This window comes from Nocardia sp. NBC_00508 (assembly GCF_036346875.1).
Taxonomy (GTDB): Bacteria; Actinomycetota; Actinomycetes; order Mycobacteriales; family Mycobacteriaceae; genus Nocardia.
Map to the genome: position 1 here is coordinate 6,540,277 of NZ_CP107852.1, position 16,965 is coordinate 6,557,241.

Annotated in this window: 20 protein-coding genes and 1 pseudogene; 10 read left to right on the top strand and 11 right to left on the bottom strand. The window is 69.2% G+C overall.

The annotated features are described in order from the left end of the window. Window positions 1-114 precede the first annotated feature (114 nt). Complete coding sequence (locus OHA40_RS29490; RefSeq protein ID WP_330230102.1) at window positions 115-435, top strand: ArsR/SmtB family transcription factor; 321 nt, start codon at window positions 115-117, stop codon at window positions 433-435. A gap of 50 nt (window positions 436-485) precedes the next feature. On the opposite strand, the gene OHA40_RS29495 is transcribed toward OHA40_RS29490, so the two are convergent. Beyond that, on the bottom strand, window positions 486-1,472 hold the full coding sequence (locus OHA40_RS29495; protein WP_330230103.1) for a glycosyltransferase family 9 protein: 987 nt from the start codon (window positions 1,470-1,472) through the stop codon (window positions 486-488). Between the two features lie 212 nt (window positions 1,473-1,684). Here OHA40_RS29495 and OHA40_RS29500 point away from each other — a divergent pair, with 212 nt between their 5' ends. Both OHA40_RS29500 and OHA40_RS29505 read left to right on the top strand, forming a co-directional pair. After that, the gene (locus OHA40_RS29500; protein WP_330230104.1) at window positions 1,685-2,269 is read left to right on the top strand and encodes an HdeD family acid-resistance protein; all 585 of its coding nucleotides are present in this window, start codon (window positions 1,685-1,687) and stop codon (window positions 2,267-2,269) included. A gap of 177 nt (window positions 2,270-2,446) precedes the next feature. Then, on the top strand, window positions 2,447-2,752 hold the full coding sequence (locus OHA40_RS29505; RefSeq protein ID WP_330230105.1) for a hypothetical protein: 306 nt from the start codon (window positions 2,447-2,449) through the stop codon (window positions 2,750-2,752). A gap of 79 nt (window positions 2,753-2,831) precedes the next feature. Here the strand turns inward: OHA40_RS29505 and OHA40_RS29510 are convergent, their stop codons facing one another. The 3 genes from OHA40_RS29510 to OHA40_RS29520 all read right to left on the bottom strand — a co-directional run bounded on the left by OHA40_RS29510 (window position 2,832) and on the right by OHA40_RS29520 (window position 5,809). Beyond that, window positions 2,832-4,013 carry an alkane 1-monooxygenase gene (locus OHA40_RS29510; protein WP_330230106.1) on the bottom strand — a complete coding sequence of 394 codons (1,182 nt, stop codon included), beginning with the start codon at window positions 4,011-4,013 and terminating at the stop codon, window positions 2,832-2,834. Continuing rightward, entirely contained in the window at window positions 4,010-4,201 is a 192-nt protein-coding gene (locus OHA40_RS29515; protein ID WP_330230107.1) for a hypothetical protein, read from the bottom strand. Before OHA40_RS29515 ends, OHA40_RS29510 begins: the two co-directional genes overlap by 4 nt. Window positions 4,202-4,489: 288 nt before the next feature. After that, window positions 4,490-5,809 (bottom strand): lipase family protein, encoded by a 1,320-nt coding sequence (locus OHA40_RS29520; protein ID WP_330230108.1) that lies wholly within the window; start codon window positions 5,807-5,809, stop codon window positions 4,490-4,492. A 121-nt stretch (window positions 5,810-5,930) separates the two neighbouring features. Between OHA40_RS29520 and OHA40_RS29525 the strand changes: the two genes are divergently transcribed. Further along, entirely contained in the window at window positions 5,931-6,518 is a 588-nt protein-coding gene (locus tag OHA40_RS29525; RefSeq protein WP_330230109.1) for a TetR/AcrR family transcriptional regulator, read from the top strand. Window positions 6,519-6,646: 128 nt separating this feature from the next. Here OHA40_RS29525 and OHA40_RS29530 read toward each other — a convergent pair whose 3' ends face one another. The 6 genes from OHA40_RS29530 to OHA40_RS29555 all read right to left on the bottom strand — a co-directional run bounded on the left by OHA40_RS29530 (window position 6,647) and on the right by OHA40_RS29555 (window position 11,513). Next, window positions 6,647-7,027 carry a hypothetical protein gene (locus OHA40_RS29530; protein ID WP_330230110.1) on the bottom strand — a complete coding sequence of 127 codons (381 nt, stop codon included), beginning with the start codon at window positions 7,025-7,027 and terminating at the stop codon, window positions 6,647-6,649. Between the two features lie 46 nt (window positions 7,028-7,073). Beyond that, window positions 7,074-8,285: a Dyp-type peroxidase gene (locus OHA40_RS29535; protein ID WP_330230111.1), complete on the bottom strand. Its 1,212-nt coding sequence runs from the start codon at window positions 8,283-8,285 to the stop codon at window positions 7,074-7,076. Continuing rightward, window positions 8,278-8,829 carry a copper chaperone PCu(A)C gene (locus OHA40_RS29540; RefSeq protein ID WP_330234428.1) on the bottom strand — a complete coding sequence of 184 codons (552 nt, stop codon included), beginning with the start codon at window positions 8,827-8,829 and terminating at the stop codon, window positions 8,278-8,280. Before OHA40_RS29540 ends, OHA40_RS29535 begins: the two co-directional genes overlap by 8 nt. Before the next feature lie 238 nt (window positions 8,830-9,067). After that, a complete protein-coding gene (locus OHA40_RS29545; RefSeq protein ID WP_330230112.1) occupies window positions 9,068-9,850 on the bottom strand; it encodes a hypothetical protein in 783 nt (260 codons plus the stop codon). 56 nt (window positions 9,851-9,906) lie between these two features. After that, the gene (locus OHA40_RS29550) at window positions 9,907-10,608 is read right to left on the bottom strand and encodes a formylglycine-generating enzyme family protein (protein WP_330230113.1); all 702 of its coding nucleotides are present in this window, start codon (window positions 10,606-10,608) and stop codon (window positions 9,907-9,909) included. Window positions 10,609-10,799: 191 nt separating this feature from the next. Further along, window positions 10,800-11,513: an endonuclease/exonuclease/phosphatase family protein gene (locus OHA40_RS29555; protein ID WP_330230114.1), complete on the bottom strand. Its 714-nt coding sequence runs from the start codon at window positions 11,511-11,513 to the stop codon at window positions 10,800-10,802. Window positions 11,514-11,605: 92 nt separating this feature from the next. Between OHA40_RS29555 and OHA40_RS29560 the strand changes: the two genes are divergently transcribed. Next, on the top strand, window positions 11,606-11,860 hold the full coding sequence (locus OHA40_RS29560) for a hypothetical protein (protein ID WP_330230115.1): 255 nt from the start codon (window positions 11,606-11,608) through the stop codon (window positions 11,858-11,860). A 28-nt stretch (window positions 11,861-11,888) separates the two neighbouring features. Here the strand turns inward: OHA40_RS29560 and OHA40_RS29565 are convergent. Next, window positions 11,889-12,326, bottom strand: a pseudogene (locus tag OHA40_RS29565) (MFS transporter); the annotation flags it as partial. 131 nt (window positions 12,327-12,457) lie between these two features. Here OHA40_RS29565 and OHA40_RS29570 point away from each other — a divergent pair. The 5 genes from OHA40_RS29570 to OHA40_RS29590 all read left to right on the top strand — a co-directional run bounded on the left by OHA40_RS29570 (window position 12,458) and on the right by OHA40_RS29590 (window position 16,835). Further along, window positions 12,458-13,162: a response regulator transcription factor gene (locus OHA40_RS29570; RefSeq protein ID WP_330230116.1), complete on the top strand. Its 705-nt coding sequence runs from the start codon at window positions 12,458-12,460 to the stop codon at window positions 13,160-13,162. A gap of 83 nt (window positions 13,163-13,245) precedes the next feature. Continuing rightward, window positions 13,246-14,310, top strand: coding sequence for a HAMP domain-containing sensor histidine kinase (locus OHA40_RS29575; RefSeq protein ID WP_330234429.1), 1,065 nt, complete (start codon window positions 13,246-13,248; stop codon window positions 14,308-14,310). Between the two features lie 471 nt (window positions 14,311-14,781). After that, window positions 14,782-16,206 (top strand): DUF4153 domain-containing protein, encoded by a 1,425-nt coding sequence (locus OHA40_RS29580; protein WP_330230117.1) that lies wholly within the window; start codon window positions 14,782-14,784, stop codon window positions 16,204-16,206. Window positions 16,207-16,240: 34 nt separating this feature from the next. Beyond that, window positions 16,241-16,519: a hypothetical protein gene (locus tag OHA40_RS29585; protein WP_330230118.1), complete on the top strand. Its 279-nt coding sequence runs from the start codon at window positions 16,241-16,243 to the stop codon at window positions 16,517-16,519. Next, window positions 16,512-16,835: a CopG family transcriptional regulator gene (locus OHA40_RS29590; protein ID WP_330230119.1), complete on the top strand. Its 324-nt coding sequence runs from the start codon at window positions 16,512-16,514 to the stop codon at window positions 16,833-16,835. Before OHA40_RS29585 ends, OHA40_RS29590 begins: the two co-directional genes overlap by 8 nt. Window positions 16,836-16,965: the final 130 nt, after the last annotated feature.

Below are 16,965 nucleotides of genomic sequence, written 5' to 3' on the forward strand. Positions count from 1 at the left end.
GCAGCTCGAGTATTACGAGCAGATAACGACCTCGCCTTACAAGCGCCGCAACCTGGGGAAATCGTGTTCTGCGATGAGTTGACCAGCGAAATGCTAGTTGATCACACTATGTGAGTGGCAACTAACGGAGTGCGCGCCCTTACCGCGCTGGCGGACCCGACCCGCCGCGCGATTTTCGAGGCGTTGCCGCAGGCCGCGCGTTCGGTCGCGGAACTCGCGGACGAGGTCGGCGTGAGCAGCTCGGCGGTATCCCAGCACCTGCGCGTGCTGCGCGAGGCACGGCTGGTCATGGTGCGGCCGGAAGGCAATCGCCGACTGTATTCCCTGGACCCGCGCGGCCTCGCCGATGCACGCGACTACCTCGAACAGTTCTGGCCGAGCGCGATCGCCGCGTACTCCGCCGCACTGCAGACCGCTGCGACCGAGACCGCCTGACCCAGGAGGTCGTCAACCCGGCGTGGCTTCGAGAAGGTGGTCCGGTGCGGTCACCCGACGCGCCGGTAGTCGGCCCCGCGGCGGTCGGCGCCCGTGCCGGGCACGCTGCGCTTGTTCAACTGGTTGTCGACGGCATTGATCACCTCGGTGACGCCGATCCGCAGCAAACCCGGGTCGGGGGTGTCGGCGTCGGGATCGCCGACCTGACCTGCCCAGAGCACGGCGTGCCTGCCCAGTAGGTGCGATGGAGGACCGCCCCACCGGGGTGGCGTGGGGCCGAACAGCAGAACGGTGCGGGTGCCGAACGCGGTGGCGAGGTGCGCGACGCCGGTGTCGCCGCAGATCACCAGTGCCGCCTCGGCGATGGTCGCGGACAACTCGATGAGGTTCTGTTCCCCGGCGAGAACCCGGCCGATGGGCAGCCCGGCCCGCGCGGCGATGCTCAGTGCGAGTTCGCGTTCGTACTCGTCACCGGTGAGCACCACGTCACGCCCGAGTACCAGCAGGTGCCGGACGACCGCGGCGAAGCGGTCCGGCGGCCAGCGGCGGGCTGGGGCGCCCGCGCCGACGTGCACCACCACGCAGTCGCGGTGGCTGGTCGTCGCGACCGGTGGGACCAGCCCGAGATTGCGACGATCCGCGCCGATGCCGTCGTATTCGAGCAGATGGCACCAGCGGTCGACATCGTGCATGTCGGTTTGCCAGTCGGGCCCGGACAGCTCGGGGAACGCGGCGTTGCGATAGGTGAGGATGCGTCCGGGCTGCGTCTTGGCCAGCGTGACGATGCTTTCTGCACTCGGGCCGTGCAGGTTGACCGCCAGCTCGGGTGCGGGCGCGTCCCAGCGCAGGCTGCTCGGTTCGGCGGTCGGGACCAAGGCGTCGACCGAGGCGATCAGGTCGACGATCGGCTTGAGCCGCTGCGGGGCCGCGAGGACGATCCGGTCGTGCGGCTTGGCCCGGCGCAGCGCACGTAAAGCCGGGACCGCGGTGAGTAGATCACCCAGCCCACGTGCCTGCAGCACGAGCAGAACCGCCACCCTCTTCTCCTAGCCCCGAGCCTCACCGAACCCCGACCCACCCGTTCCACCCCAGGGGCGCACACGAAGAGTCACTCAGGGATGACTACCCGACCGCTCGGGCGATAAACGTGAACCACGAGCGTCGCCGCTTCGTCGTCCGGGCTCTGCTCAATCCGCCCTCGATTGCAAATGAACAGCAAACGACAGGTGGCGAGCTATAGCATCTGCATATGACGAGAAACAGCGTGCTAGAGGGTCCTCTGCAGTCTGTTGCCCGCCGTGCGTGGCAAACCGTCTTGGTCACCGGCATCCTGGCGGTGATTCTCGGCATCCTGATCCTGTTGTGGCCGGATATCACGCTGCTGGCCGCGGGCATCATCTTCGGTGTGTATCTGGTGGTCACCGGATTCCTGCAGTTGATGGCGGCGTTCGGCGCACCGGCGAGCGCCGGCCTTCGGGTGCTGTCGTTCATCACCGGCGTGCTGTGCATCGTGATCGGCGTCTTCTGCTTCCGCGACGAGCTGGCCTCGATCCTGTTGCTCGGATTGTGGATCGGCATCGGCTGGCTGTTTCGCGGAGTCGCGCTGCTGATGGCCGCGATCTCCGAGCCCGCGTTGCCCGGGCGCTGGTGGCAGGTATTCTTCGGCGTCTTGACCGCGATCGCCGGTGTCGTGCTGATCGTCTGGCCTGCGCGGTCGGTGGCCACGCTGGCCATCCTGGCGGGGGTGTGGCTGATCGTGCTCGGTGTCTTGGAGATCATCGTGGCGTTCGGGGTTCGCAGGGACGCCGAAGCCCTTCGCGAAGCGGTCGCCTGACCGCCGATCTCCCAGGGCGCGGGAGCCACGGCCACCCGGCTCGTGCGGCCTGCCGCGCTCTCCGCCGTCGGCCCGGCGCGGTTCCGTCCCGCTGGAACTCGTGACAGAATCACAGGCGCATTTTCACCAGACGTCGGCTTCGGGGTTGGCCGGCATCGAAAAGAACTGGAGGCGCGAATGATTCGTACTGCTGGGTTTGTCGGTGCGCTGGCCCTGGCCGGGGCCGCGGCCGCGCTGTCGGCGGGGACGGCGCACGCCGCGGTCGGCACGGTGACGATCAACGGTGAGCCGCATGTGGACCCGGTGGGCTGTCTGAACACCGACGGCACCTTCTTCTCCACCCTCCAGGTGACGGTCGGCAACGGCACCGATCGGTCCATCACGCTCCACTCCGGCCGCGACTGCACCGGCACGGTGGTCGGTGAGCTCCCCGTGGAGAAGCTGGGTTACCTGCCCAAGGGTGGCAGCATTTCCGTCGGATAGACGGCCTCGGCCGGCTCCACCGGCAACAGGCGAAGGGGATCGAACGCGGCCGGACCCACCGGGCGGCCGCGTTCGGACGTCAAGGCCGGGCCGCCGCGGGCGGGTTGTGGGCGGCGAGGATCCGGTTGCGTTTGCGGGGCGCGATGTTGGCGCGGGTGACGTCGCCGTTGTAGTGGGCCAGCACCCGGGGATCCATGACGCGCCGCCACAAGGGCGGCACGACGGCCAGCACGATCATGCCGGCATAACCGGCGGGAAGTTGCGGCGCCTCCTGCGAACTGCGCAGCGTCTGGTAGCGCCGTCCGGGGTTGGCGTGGTGGTCGCTGTGTCGCTGCAGGTGGAACAGGACGACGTTGGTGAGCAGCCGGTCGGAGTTCCAGCTGTCGGCGGGCGAGCATCGTGCCCAGCGGCCGTTGGGCAGCCGCCGTCGCAGCAGTCCGTAGTGCTCGATGTAATTCACCGTCTCCAGCAGTGCGGCGCCGATCACCGCCTGGATCAACAGGTACGGCAGGATGGCCGGCCCGAATCCGGCGAGCAGGGCAGCGAACAGCGCCAGCGTCATCGCCCACGCCTGCAGGATGTTGTTCTGTGCGCTCCACCAACGCGATCCTTTGCGCTGCAGACGTTCTTGCTCCAAGTGCAGCGCGGAACGGAATCCGCCGACGATGGTGCGGGGCAGGAATGCCCACAGTGACTCGCCGAGCCGCGCGCTGGCCGGGTCCTGCGGCGTGGCGACCCGGGAGTGGTGGCCCCTGTTGTGCTCGACATAGAAGTGGCCGTAACCAGACTGCGCGAGTGCGATTTTCGCCAGCCAGCGTTCGAGACGTTCGACCCGGTGGCCGAGTTCGTGGGCGGCGTTGATCCCGATTCCCGACGTGAAACCCATGGTGACCGCCAGACCCAACTTGTCGACGACGCTCAGCTCGTCGCCGGCCCACAAGTAGGCCGCGATCACCAGAGCGATCAGTTGGATAGGCAGGAACAGGTACGTGCACCACCGGTAGTACCGGTCGCTGGAGAGCAACTCGTAGTCCTCGTCGCGGGGATTGGTGCCGTCCTCGCCCACGATCCAGTCCAGCAAGGGGATCACGATCAGGATGATGATCGGCTCGATCCACCAGAACACCGCGGCTCCGGTGTGCAGCACGAGCTGGGATGGCAGCAGCGCGAAAGCCGGGGCCAGCAAGCTCAACACCCACAGGTGCCGCTTCGGGTCCGGCGCGTCACGATGTCTGCGAAAAAGACGGTGCTTCACCGTCATCGGCTCCGCTCCGGTCTCTCGGTCCGATGCGTGGCCGCCGGACGGGCGCCGTCGGTATGCGGGATCTGTGTCGTGCGCGCCTCGTCGCGGACCCTGCCCGCGGCGCTGACCAGCGTGGGGAACGCGCACCAAGTCGATTCGACGGCAGGGTCACCGAAATCACGGTGGCGGTGAGCCAACTCCGACATTCGACCCTCCCTTCACGATTCCGAGCTAGCGAACGAACGCTGAAACCGGTGCACCACCGTCCCTGTGATGCGACCAACCGTCGGCTCTGACAGCCGCGGAACATCGGGCAGAACATTGGGGTGGATCTCGATGACGGTCGGCCATCGGCGCGGGTCGGACCTGAGGCCGACCCGCGCCGGGCCACGGCACTACCGAACCCGCGACGAGCCGTGCTCGGCACGAACAGCGCGGGACACCGTACTCCGATTGGGATACTGACGGTATCGGAATCGGTAGTGCCTGCGCAACTAGGGCAGAGCCCCGCAGTTGCTCGGGGCCGGCTGGTCCGCGAGCCGGGCGGACAACCAGTCCTGCGAGGTCGCCAGTGAGGGGAAGAAGGCCAACACGTGGGTGGCCCGCAATCCGGTGATGACGCTGGGAATGTCGGCGTTCGAGTCCAGCTGAACCGGCACGCCGCTACCGCACCACCTGGCCGCCATCTCGCGGACGGGCGGATACGGCGCTCCCTCGTCGTTCGGGCTCGAGGCGATGAGAATGGGCACCGACGGGGCGAGCGTGCCGATTCGCTGTTCGTCGAATGCCGCTCTCAGCGCCGGGGACCGATCGATCACGGCGGTGAGCGGTTCTCCGCTGGTGGTCCATTGGGCCGTGAACTGATGCAGCTGGGCCAATCCGAGCGGGACTGCGCACTTATCCTGGGATTCGCGCAGGATCGCCTTGCCGATGTCGTTGAGTTCCGCGTCGAGCACCGGGCGGGTGTCGGGATAGTTGGCGGCGATGCCGTTGAGGATCCAGGCGAAGGCGGGCCCGAGGGCCGCCCGCCCGTCGTTGTGTCCGATGAAGTACTCGTCGTCCACCACCGGCCCGCCGACGTAGGCGCCCCGGACGTTCAGTTCGGGGGCGTAACTCGGTTGCAGTTCTGCCGCCCCGGCCGAGGCCATGCCGCCCTGCGAGTACCCGTAGAGAATGACCGGCGAGTTGGCGGCGAGGCTGGTGCCGGGCAGCCGCAGCGCGGCGCGAGCGGCGTCCAGTAGCGCGTGAGCTTGCGCTTTGCGGTTGAGATAGTCGTGAATCGCGGGCGTGCCCAAGCCGTGGTAGTCGGTCACCATGACCGCCATGCCGCGGGCCAGGAGCGAATAGATCGCCAGCACGTCGTATTCGACGATGACGTCGAGCGGAGGCTGGTACTGGATGAACTGCGCCAGCAACTTCGACGGCGCGCACTGATCGCCTTGTCCCTTCGTGCCGACCGCGTACGCGATCAGCGGGCGGTCTCCCGGGCCGGTCCACGGCTGGGCCGGCTCCAGATATGTGCCAACCACCGCGTCCGGTGCGTCGTGGGTATCGCTGCTGACGTACATGACCCGCGTCGAGGTCGCCGGGATCGTTCCGGGCCCTCCTGGGATCGACAGCGCCAGATGCGACGGTTCGGTGCGGATGATCGTGCCGGGCGCTGACGATGGCAGCGGCACTGGCGGCAGGTAGAAATCAGCGGCGGCTTCCGCGGCCGGCTGCGTCCATGCGTGTGGTGCAGAGATCGCGCCGCCTCCGACCACGAGGAGGGCTCCCGTCACAGCTGCGGCGACTCTGCCTATTCGGCTCCTCACGATTCGATCCTTCCTGCGATTTGGGATACCGCTGGCATCTACAATCGGATACTGAGAGTATCTGAAGGGGTATCGGTTGTCTGCGAATCAGGATGAGAGTCGGCGGCAGGCCTCTGGGCAGATGCCCCGGCCGACTCGAGCCCAGAGCCAGGCACAGACGCGCGCCGTGCTGATCGGCACCGCCAAGCGCCTGTTCCTGGACGAGGGCTATCAGGCCACGAGCATCGATAAAGTCGCCAAGGCCGCGGGTTTCACCAAAGGGGCGGTGTATTCGAACTTCCGCACCAAAGACGAGCTCTGTCTGGCCGTGCTCGACGAGATCCATGGCGAACGCGCGGCCGAGGTCGCCGACATCATCGCCGCGCCCACGACCGCGGATCGGTTGCGACGGCTCGCGGAATGGGCCGAGGAGGTCATCGGCGATCCGAACTGGACACAGCTGGAAATGGAGTTCAGCGTGCGGGCGCGGCGCGACGACCAGCTCCGCGGTGAGCTCGCGACCCGGCTCGATGCCATCGTCGGCATGATCGGCACGGCGCTGAAGACGACCGATGAGGTCGATACCCGGGTGCCGACCGCCGAAGCCGCCGTCGCTGTGCTGGCACTCGGTGTCGGGCTCGGCCTGTTTCGGTCGATCGATCCGGGCATCCCGATCAGCGGAATGATTTCCGCGCTGCGCGCGATTGCCGGACTGTCGCAAGACAGCTGACACCGCCACTGGATATCCGCGCTTCCTCGACTGAAACACCCACTGGTCGGCGGGGCATCCGGTGGCAAGGCCCGGATAGGTAGCCGGGTGGCTCGCGCCCCGCCTGCCGGGGCGCGAGCGTGGCGCGATCAGCCGAGGGTCAGATCGACCTCCGTGGTGACGGTCGGGACGGTGAGCACCGCGTCGAAGGCGTCGGTCACCGGCGTCGGCATCTGCGCGCTTTGGGTGCGGATGCTCGACAGTTCCACCGCCGGATCATCGCGTAGCGGGCGCAGGTCGCACAGCGAGATGTCCATGCCGAGGCCCGCGACGTCGATGGCGTGCTCGAAGTTGCCCTGCGGTGGCGGGTCCATGGCGGTGTCGGTGACGGTGAACCCGATCGGCTGGCCGGTGTCGGGATACAGCTCGGGGACCGAGGTCGCGGTGTGGGTGAACGCCACGGTCCGGTAGTCCTGGCCGAGCTCCTCGGCGAGGTGGATTTCTGTCCGCCGAACGCGCGCGACGACCACCTGACGGGGTGTCTGCTGCCCGATGCCCCCGGCACCCCGACGCGGCTCAGGCCGCGAACAGCGGCTGCCCGAGATACCCGCCCGGTGACGGCACCCCGGGCGGGATCACGAACACCGCGGAACCGATCGGCGTCGTCCAGACGTTGAGCGCGTCGAACTCCGCGAGACGGTGCTGGACCGGCAGGAACTGGGTATCCACGTCGCGTTGGTAGGCGGCGAACAGCAGGCCCGAATTCGAGATCCGGCCGGGTTCGGGTGCGTCGTCGTAGTTGTAGCCACGCCGGAGGAACCGTTCACCCTCATGTGTGTGATGGGCACGAGCGATGTGTGACGACGGTGGGATGACGGGGATGCCGTTCGCGTCCACAGCCGTGAAATCCGGTTCGTCGAATTCGTCGGTCCCGGTCAGCGGCGCGCCGTTGGCGACGGTGCGGCCGACGGTGAGTTCCCTTTCCTCCCGGTCGATTTCGTCCCAGGTGTCCAGAGTCATCGCGATCCGTCGCAGCACGCACGAGGTGCCGCCGGCCAGCCAGGGCAGGGTCGCGCCGTCGTCCCACACCAGGCGTGCGAACTCGGGCGTGCCGGGTGCAAGATTCACAGTGCCGTCTACCTGGCCCATCAGATTGCGCGGTGTCGTCCCCGGTGCGGCATCGCGGAATCCGCGCTGCACCCAGCGCACGGAGACCAGCGAGGACACGCTCCGGCACAACACGCGCACCGCGTGCGAGACAGTGGTCACCTCGTCGGCGCAGATCTGCAGCAGCAGATCGCCGCCGGTCCAGGCCGGTTCGAGCCGGTCGATGGCGAACGGCGGCACCGGCCGCAACCAGGACGGCCTGCGCTGCTCGAGGCCCGCCACCCGGAACACCGCGGGCCCGAAGCCCACGGTGACGGTGAGCCGGGCCGGGCGCCGGGCGAGTTCGGGTTCGGTGTCGGCTAGGGCGGGGCGGCCCTGGGTGAGCCGGGCGGCGTCGTCGGTCCAGATCTTCAGCAGCCCGGTGAGGTCGTCGCGCCGCGTGTCCGGCTTCAGATCGAACGCTACGAACATTGCGTGCGACTGCGGGACCGTGGCGATGCCCGCTTGGTGCGGTCCGTAGAACGGTTCCGTCGCGCCCTCGCGCGCCGGCGCGGGTTCTCGCGTCCCGGTCAGCGCGACCGTGCCGATTCCGATCCCGGCGGCGCCTGCCGCGGCGGCGCCGCCGCCCAGCAGACGCCGCCGGTTGATCCGTGCGGGTCGCGATCCGTTCCGCTCAGCCACCGTGCGACGGGGTCTGCGCGCCGGCGTGCGGTGCGCCGCCGGCGGGGTCGGGCACGTAGTTCTCCTGGTTGCCGGAGAAGTCGCGGACCTGGGCGGTGAAGGTCGTGGTCGAGCCGTCGTCGAAGGTCAGCGTGACCGACGTCGCCGAGCCGGTGCGCAGTGGTCCGCGCAGGTCCATGAACATGATGTGGTCGCCACCGGGCCGCAGTCGTTTCTGGCCGTGCGCCGGAATCACGAAGCCGCCCTGTTTGGGTCGCATCGTCTTCGTTCCGTTCACATCGGTGACCACCTCGTGCAACTCGATCCGGTCGGAGGCGGGGCTGGTCGCCGACACCACCGTGCGTGGCTGGTCGCTCGTGTTGGTCAGGTCGGCGAACGCGGCCGACATCCCGGCGTCGGCCGCCTTGACCCATTGATCGGAGATGGTCACGGTGTCGGTGGACGACGCGGCTTCGGGCTTGTCGTTCGACGAGCAGGCGACCAGGAGGAAGGGAACCGCCGCGGCGGCTGCCACACCGCGCAGGACGCGAGCAGTGCGCGACATCGGATGCGGCGGGTCGAAGGTGTTGGTAGGCATGGAAACTCCGAAGATGTGAGAGGTGGTAGTAGTCCGCCGACGAACGAGGTCCGCTCCCGTCTCGTGCCGGGGCGAAGACGGGCCCGGCGTCCGGCTCGATGGCGCTGCAACGGGGTTCACCACAGCGGTCGGTCCGCACGTGACATCGCGGGCCGTGGTGGCGCCGAATCGTCCGCACCACCGAACGTGCTCCGGTTTCGCTGGGCTACGGCGCCTTCGGCTGATCCGGCCGCTGACCGTCGACCGCGGTTGCTGGACACCGCTGGTCATGTGACCTCGCGGCGGCCCGTTCAGCGCAATCGCGCACTCCGATCCGGCGGGCAGCGGCAGCATCCGGCACCGCGGAACCGAACCACACGCACTCTCGGGTGCGGGGTGGTCTCGACGTTGGCTCAGCCGTGCCCGACCGACCAGGTGAAAAGCGCTGGGCGGCAAGACCTGTGCATCGGCGGCGGGGAAGTCGGCAGGGGAGTGGCGGGCCACGGAGACCGGAGCCCGAACCGAGCAGCAGGCGCCGCGGACGCGCAAGAGCGCGGTCGATCACGGGTGAGCGGAATCCTGCCGGTGCGGCGGGGCCCACCGCCAGGATGCGCACCGTGTGCTGGATGTCGGATGCCGCGCGCAACGCCGCCCGTTCGGCGGCGTGGATGAGCAGCGCGCCGATCGGGATGGCCACGAGATGCGCGGCGAGCATCACCGAGGACGTACTCGCGTCGTGCTGATGCCCGGCGGACAGCGTCAAGGTGACGTGTGCGACGGCCTGCCCGATCGCCAGCATCGCCGTGACCTCGCCGAGTCCACGTCGGTGCGGTCGCGCGCCGCCCAGGACGCCGACCGCCGCGCACGCGGCGATCAGCATCGCGATCGGCGAAGCGCCGGGGGACATCGTTGCGCCGCCGAGGGCATGCGCGGCGATGCTCACCGCCCCGGCCGTGGATCCGACGAAGGCGCCGCGCAGCCGCGTCGCCACTATCGCCGGATCTCGCACCGATCCATACTACTGCCTGTCGTAGCGGATGTCCGCATCGGATCTACGGATTTCGGTCATCCTCCCGGATGGTTTCGGGCCAGACGGAACCCGAGGTCATCGATATGAAAGGTCGGGTGACTCTTGCGGCGGCACGCGGCGCGGCAACTGCGCGGCAGGTCGAAGGCTCCGCCGCCGCGGAACACCCGGTACGGGCCGTAGACCTCCGGATCGTAGATGTCCCAGCACCATTCCCAGACGTTGCCGATCATGTCGTAGAGGGCCCACGCGTTCGGTGCCTTGGTCCCCACACGGTGCACCGCGCCGCCGGAATTCTCGCGATACCAAGCAATCTCGTCGAGGTCGCCATAGCGCGCGGCGAGAGTGCCTGCGCGACAGGCGTATTCCCATTCCGCCTCGGTGGGGAGCCGAAAGCCATCGGCCGCCGGATCCCAGATCACGTCGAGCGCGTCGGGATCGTCGCCGATCGCATAGCAGGGCGTGACGCCGCTGGCCTCGGAGAGCAGGTTGCAGAACCGGACGGCCTCCGGCCACGAGATCTCGGTGACCGGCAGTCGGGCGGTCGCCTCGTCCGGAGCGGCGCTGCCGTGCACCGCGGCGAAGAGTTCGGTGGTGACCGGGTACGGCGCCAGGTCGAAAGCAGCTACCTCGACTGTCTTGCTCGTCTTCCTGCTCTCGTCGCGCAGCTCGATCCGCCCGGCGGGAAGACCGATCATGTGGACGGGGATCGCGTCGGCGCGCGGGGACGGAACGCTCATGTCGCGACCAGCCTACCGGCGGCATTCGGTGGCGTGCGGCTGGTGACGTGCCCGTAGTCGCGCATAGCGACCGAGTGGGCGTGGCGAAGCGCGGGCCACGTCGATCGGCTCGCGCGTCGCATTCGGCTGGGCACAGGTATCCGCCTCGCCCAGGCGACGGCCGTAGTCGCTTTGCGCGTGCCGCCGCCGGCTCAGATCGTGACGGCCGCGCGGATGAGGTTGTGATCGGACACTCCGCCGACGTCGTCGACCGACGCCGCCGTGACGGTCGCGCCGTGCACGACCACGTGATCGATGAATTGGGATTTCGCGCCCGATGCGCGCGGGCGAGTCGGCAGCGCGCCGGCGACACACTCGGCGACCGCGAAGCCGTTCCCCAATCCGGCGGCGACCGTAGCGCGGTCGGTGTTGAAGTCGCCGAGCAGCACCGCGCCGTATTCCGGTGCGGCGGTGGCGAGTTCGGCCAGCCGGGACAGCTGCGCCACGCGCCGCCGGTCGCCGGTCACATGCGTGGAGATCACCACCAGTCCGCCCGCGTCGACGACCAGCGCGCCCTTGCCCTGATCCAGTGCGAACGACTCGGCGGCGAGTTCCCTGCTCGGCGCGGCGGTGAGCACCACAAGGTACTCGCCGCCGTCGAGCAGCGAACTGGGCACCCGGCGCGGCGTCGGCAGGCGCTGATACCGCATGGCGTGAAACGTCCTGTTCGGCATGGCCATGCGAAGGCTGGCGAGTTGATCCCCGCTGACTTCCTGCAGTGCGATGATCCGCTCGGTACGTTCGGCCACCCGCGCGGTGACCGCGGCGATCCGCGCGCCCTCGTCCGGCCAGCGCGTCGCCACGTCCTCATACCAGTTTTCGGCATGGACGCGATGCAGAACGTTCCAACTGGCGACCGTGATCACCTTGGCGATGGTAGGCGACCGGGGTGAAACCGGTTGCCGCGCGGGCGGTACCGAGCGCCGGGGGCGGGGATCAGCCGGAGCCATGGAGGTCGATGCCTTGTTGCGATGACGCCACCGCCCGCCCGGTCATGGATGTCCCGCTCACCGGGTACGACCGCCCACTGTTCATCGCTCAGGGCACCAACGACACCGACGTCCCCGCTCCGCTGACCGCGAAGCTGGTCTCCGATCCGGCACTGCGAAGCGTCCGGCCCGAGGTCCACCTGTATCCGGGCAGGGACCATAGCGCAACCATGGCGACGTCCCTGCCCGACAGCATTCCGTTCGTCGCGCGCCTGTTCGCCTGACGCCGTCGCTCGGTGGCCGCGGACCTGCTCAGGCGTGCGCCATCGCGGGCTCGGGGCTGCCGGATTCCCGGGTCGCCGCGCCGTGCTTGCGGACCGGAATGGCGAGCGCGACGAGCGCGGCGAGTATCGCGACGCCGCAGCCGATCAGCAGGCCGGTACGGAATCCGGCTTCGGTGGGGATGGTGTGGCTGCCGAGGCGGGTGCTCATCTGCGCCAGGACAACGCCGACGACCGCGGCCGACACCGACGTTCCGATAGAGCGCATGAGCGTGTTGAAGCTGTTGGCGGACGCGGTTTCCGACAGCGGGACCGCACCCATGATGAGCGCGGGCATCGCGCCGTAGGCGAGGCCGACGCCGCCGCCGCACATACAGGTCACGACCAGCAGGCCCCAGGTCGAACCCAGCAGCAGGACGGACGAGCCGTAGCCGAGGGCGATCACGGCACTACCCACGACGAGCGTCACCTACCGACATCGAACGCGTCGACAGGCGCCCCTGGCCCCGGCCGTGAGCGCGTCCGCCGCCGGGGGGGTGCACACGAAATCTCCACAATCGACGACGGATTCCTCCACGGCTGGTGGCTAGGGTTCGGAGCATGGAACAGAGCACAGCGACCGCTCCGCAGCCGGCCATGCGGCGGATTCTGGTGGTGGACGACGAAATCACCATCGCGGAATCGGTCGCGGCGCGGCTTCGGGCGGAGGGGTTCTCGGTCGATCTGGCGCACGACGGCCCCTCCGCCGTCGCCGCCGTCGCGGCCGCCGAACCCGACTTGGTGGTGCTCGACGTCATGCTGCCGGGGTTCGACGGCCTCGAAGTGTGCCGCCGTATCCAGGCGCGCCGTCCGATTCCCGTGCTCATGCTCACCGCACGCGCCGACGAAACAGACCAGCTGGTCGGCCTGGGTGTCGGAGCGGACGACTACCTCACGAAACCGTTCTCGCTGCGCGTGCTCGCCGCGCGGGTGCACGCACTGCTGCGCCGGATGGACCGCGCCGCCGACCGCGACGGCGTGACAATTCTGGTCGGGGACCTGCGCATTGATGTGGACCAGCGCCGGGTGTGGCGCGCCGACGTCGAGGCGCGACTGACACCGCTCGAATTCGAATTGCTCGCCCGCCTCGCCCGCCGCCCGCGCATGGTGCTCGCCCGTGAGCGGCTGCTCGAAGACGTCTGGGACTGGGCGGACGCGGCGGGCACCCGCGCGGTGGACAGTCACATCAAGGCGTTGCGCCGCAAGCTCGGCGCCGACCTCATCCGGACCGTGCGCGGCGTCGGATACGCGCTGGAGGCCCGATGAGCGCCGGGTCTGCTCAGGATCCGGCCGGTGCTCGCAGCAGGCGGATCGCCGGGGACGGCACCGGCACACCTGGCCGAGCGCGGATGGCGGAAAGGACCGGTCCGGGGCTGCCCGCCGCACGCCGATGGGTGCACCGGACGAGCGACCGGCTGGCCGAGTTGTTGCCGCGGCCCCTGGACCCGGTGAAGTCGATCAAGCTGAAACTGGCGATCCTCATGTTGTGTTCCGGCGGGGTCGCGTTCGGGTTCTTCCGGTTCAAGATCGGGTGGTTGCCGCCGCGCACCACCCTCACCGCGGTGGTGATCGCGCTGCTGACCTCGCAGGTTCTCGCGCACGGCATCACCAGGCCACTGCGGGAGATGACCGCGGCGGCCAAGCGGATGGCGCACGGCGACTACACCCACCGGGTCCGGGCGAGCTCACGCGATGAAGTCGGGCAACTGGCCGAGGCGTTCAACCAGATGGCCGCCGACCTGGCCGCGGCCGATCAGCAGCGCCGCGACCTCATCGCGAACGTCTCGCACGAATTGCGCACGCCTGTCACCGCTTTGCATGCGGTACTGGAGAATCTGGTCGACGGCGTCTCGCAACCCGACCCGGCGACGCTGCGCACCGCGCTGGCCCAGACCGAGCGATTGACGCTGCTGGTGTCCGAACTGCTCGATCTCTCCAGTATCGAGGCAGGCGCCTTCCCGCTCGATCGCGAAGACCTACCGGTCGTGCCGCTGCTGGCGGACGTCGTCGCCGAGGTCGAGGTCATGACGGCCGCGCTCGGACGCGGCGTGCGCTTCCGCACGGACGTCCTGCCCGGCACCGCCCGCGTCTACGCCGACCGTGCGCGATTGCATCAGGTGCTGCTCAACCTGCTCGACAACGCTGCGCGGCACGGGCCCGGGGGCGGCGAAGTCCGCGTCGTCGTGCGTGTTTCGCAGGGTGCGGTCGTCATCGATGTCGAGGACGACGGCCCCGGCATCCCGCCCGCCGAACGTGCCAGCGTCTTCGACCGGTTCACCAGGGGAGGCCGCACCGCGGGCGGCGGTACCGGACTCGGCCTCGCCATCTCGCGCTGGGTGGTCGACCTGCACGGCGGCACCATCGCCGTCGCCGACCCCGGCTCGCGTATCCGAGTGGTCCTGCCGGAGCGCTGACCTGCCACGCCACCCACCCCGGACCCATCAGGACCCGGGACGATTCCGCACGCCCAGATGAAGGGAACAGCCATGCCCCAAGGAACCGAATCCGCGTCGTCGAACGAACCTCCGCCGCTGGAGTCGGCGGCGGGGAAGCCCAGCGATTCGGTGGGTGAATCCGCAGACTCCGCCACCGGACGCCGCTCGGACACCTCGGTTCGCTGTGCTTCCGCGGCCCCGGACCCACAGGTATCAGCGACGACGACAGAGCAATCGCCGGCGAAGCAGACCGAACAGGCGTCGGCGAAGCAGGCCGAACAGGCGCCGGAGACAAGGGTGGAGCGGGCGTCCGACAGCGCGAGACACGAGGTTCGGGCGGGGGACAGCGGTCCGGTGCCGCTTCCCATTCCGGCGGCTGCGCGGCAACTGCCACCGCGCATACCCAGGTGGCGACGTGTTGCATGCCCGCCCGGTGTAGCGCCCGCCGCGTTGATCTCCGGAATGGCCGCCGCGATCCTGATCCGGTGGGACCGGCCCGGCATCGGCTGGGTAGTTGCCGCCGCTACCGCCGCGGCGGCGGTCTTTCTCATCGACCGCAATGCGCGCCGGGGCGTGCGGCGCGCGACCTCCGGTGCTTCGGACGAAGGAAGATCCCGCCCAGGATCGACGGACGAGCAGACCGCAGCGACATCGGGTTTCGTTCGCACGCGGTACCTGGGACGGCTCTGGTGGGCAGCCCTCGCGCTTGCCCTGCTCGCGGTCGGGGCCGTCCGCGCCGCGGGCTGGCTGTTCGCGTTGTGCGTCGTGGGGGCGTGTCTGGCCGGTTCGCTGGCTGTCGTCGGACGCCGGTCGGCGAACGGCATCCTCTACGACACACTGGCGGTACCGCTCGAGGCATTGGCCGCGGTGCCATGGGTGTATGCGGGCACGGCACGGGTGCGCGGAGCCAACGCTGCTCGCAGGTGGCGGCTCGGCCTATCGGCAGCGGTGACGATCGCGCTGCTGGCGGTGTTCGTGCCGCTGCTCGGCAGCGCGGACGCGGTGTTCGCCAACCTGCTCGAGACCGTGACGCCGGATCTCGACGCGCCGGCGGTGCTGCGGTGGATCGTGTTGTTCGTGCTGGCCGCTCTGGGCGCTCTCGGCGCGATGTCGGTGCTCGCCGGTCCGCCGCGGCCCGCCACCGCGGCAGTCCGGCGACGAGGTCTGCGCCGGAGCGAGTGGGCGCTTCCGGTCGGCGCGCTCGCGATTCTGTTCGCGGCGTTCGTCACCACCCAGTTCGTCGTGCTCTTCGGCGGCGACGGATACGTTCAGCGCACCGCGGGCCTGACCTACGCCGAGTACGCGCGCACCGGGTTCCGGCAACTCTCCGCCGTCACTGTGCTGACCCTCGCGGTGCTCATGGTCGTGCTGCGCTGGGCGGCCCAGGACACGGCCGCCGACCGCCTGTGGCTGCGTGGCCTGCTCACGACGGTGAGCGTGCTCGCACTGGTCATCGTCGCCTCGGCGCTCGGCCGGATGTGGACCTACCAGCGGGCCTATGGCTTCACGGTGCTACGTCTCCTGGTGGAAGTGTGCGAAGTGTGGCTCGGCCTGGTCTATCTCCTGGTCGCGGTCGCCGTCATGCGGTTGCGGCGGGCCTGGCTGCCACGCGCCGTGCTCGGCACGGCCATGGCGACCCTGCTCGCGCTCGCGGTGCTCGACCCGGAGCGGTTGATCGCCGACCAGAACATCGACCGCTGGCAGCATGGCAGGTCGTTGGACACGGACTACCTGGGCACTCTCTCGCCGGACGTACTGCCGGCGACCGATCGGCTGCCCGAGCCGTTGCGGACCGAACTGCGCACCCGGCTGCGTGCCGACCTCGACGCGGACACCTGGCAGAGCTGGAATCTGTCCCGCGCGAGAGCACGGTGAACCTGAATGCAATACACTTGTATTATCGCTGATCGTGGGTTATAACTGGCCTGAGTGGGCACTGTTGTCGCTGGTGGGGATCGACCCTCGCGAAGTGCTACAGGTGCTCATGGGTGCCCGCCGATGGCCTCGGCGGGCGCGTGGCCGGAACGACCTGTCGGTCCTGACGGTGTGGGGCCGCACCGAGGCGGGCCGGCCACTCATCGTCGCTGTCCGCCGCACCGAAGGCTGGCAGTGGGACATCCTGGGCGCGGTCGAGATGACCGACTCCCAGGTGGCCGAACTCGAGCGCTGGGAGCACGCTGATGACTGACTACCCGACGAATCCGAAGGACATCCAGGACTTCCTTTCCGGCCTCGAATACACCGACGCGCCCGTCGGCCCGGGCGAGCTGCCACCGCCGCTGCGCGCCGAGGACACGGTCACCGTCACCACCTCGCTGCGCATCCCGCTCGAGCTGCACCAGCGGGTCAAGAAGGCCGCCGAGCAGCGCAACGTGACCATGTCCGCGCTCATCCGGGACTGGATCGAGTTGGAACTGGCCGCCCTGGAAAACGACCAGCCCATTTCGCGCGCCGACGCCCTGCGGGCGCTCGCCGCCCTGCACCCACTGCGCCAGTCGGCGTAAGCCGCCGGTCCGGCTCGGGATCGCCATCGCGCTCTGCGACGGTCAGCGTTGCCGCGTGATCGGCTCGGCGCGCGCCACATCCTCGCCGATCCCGCCGAGCGACTGACGGACCGCATCGGCCGGGTCGGCC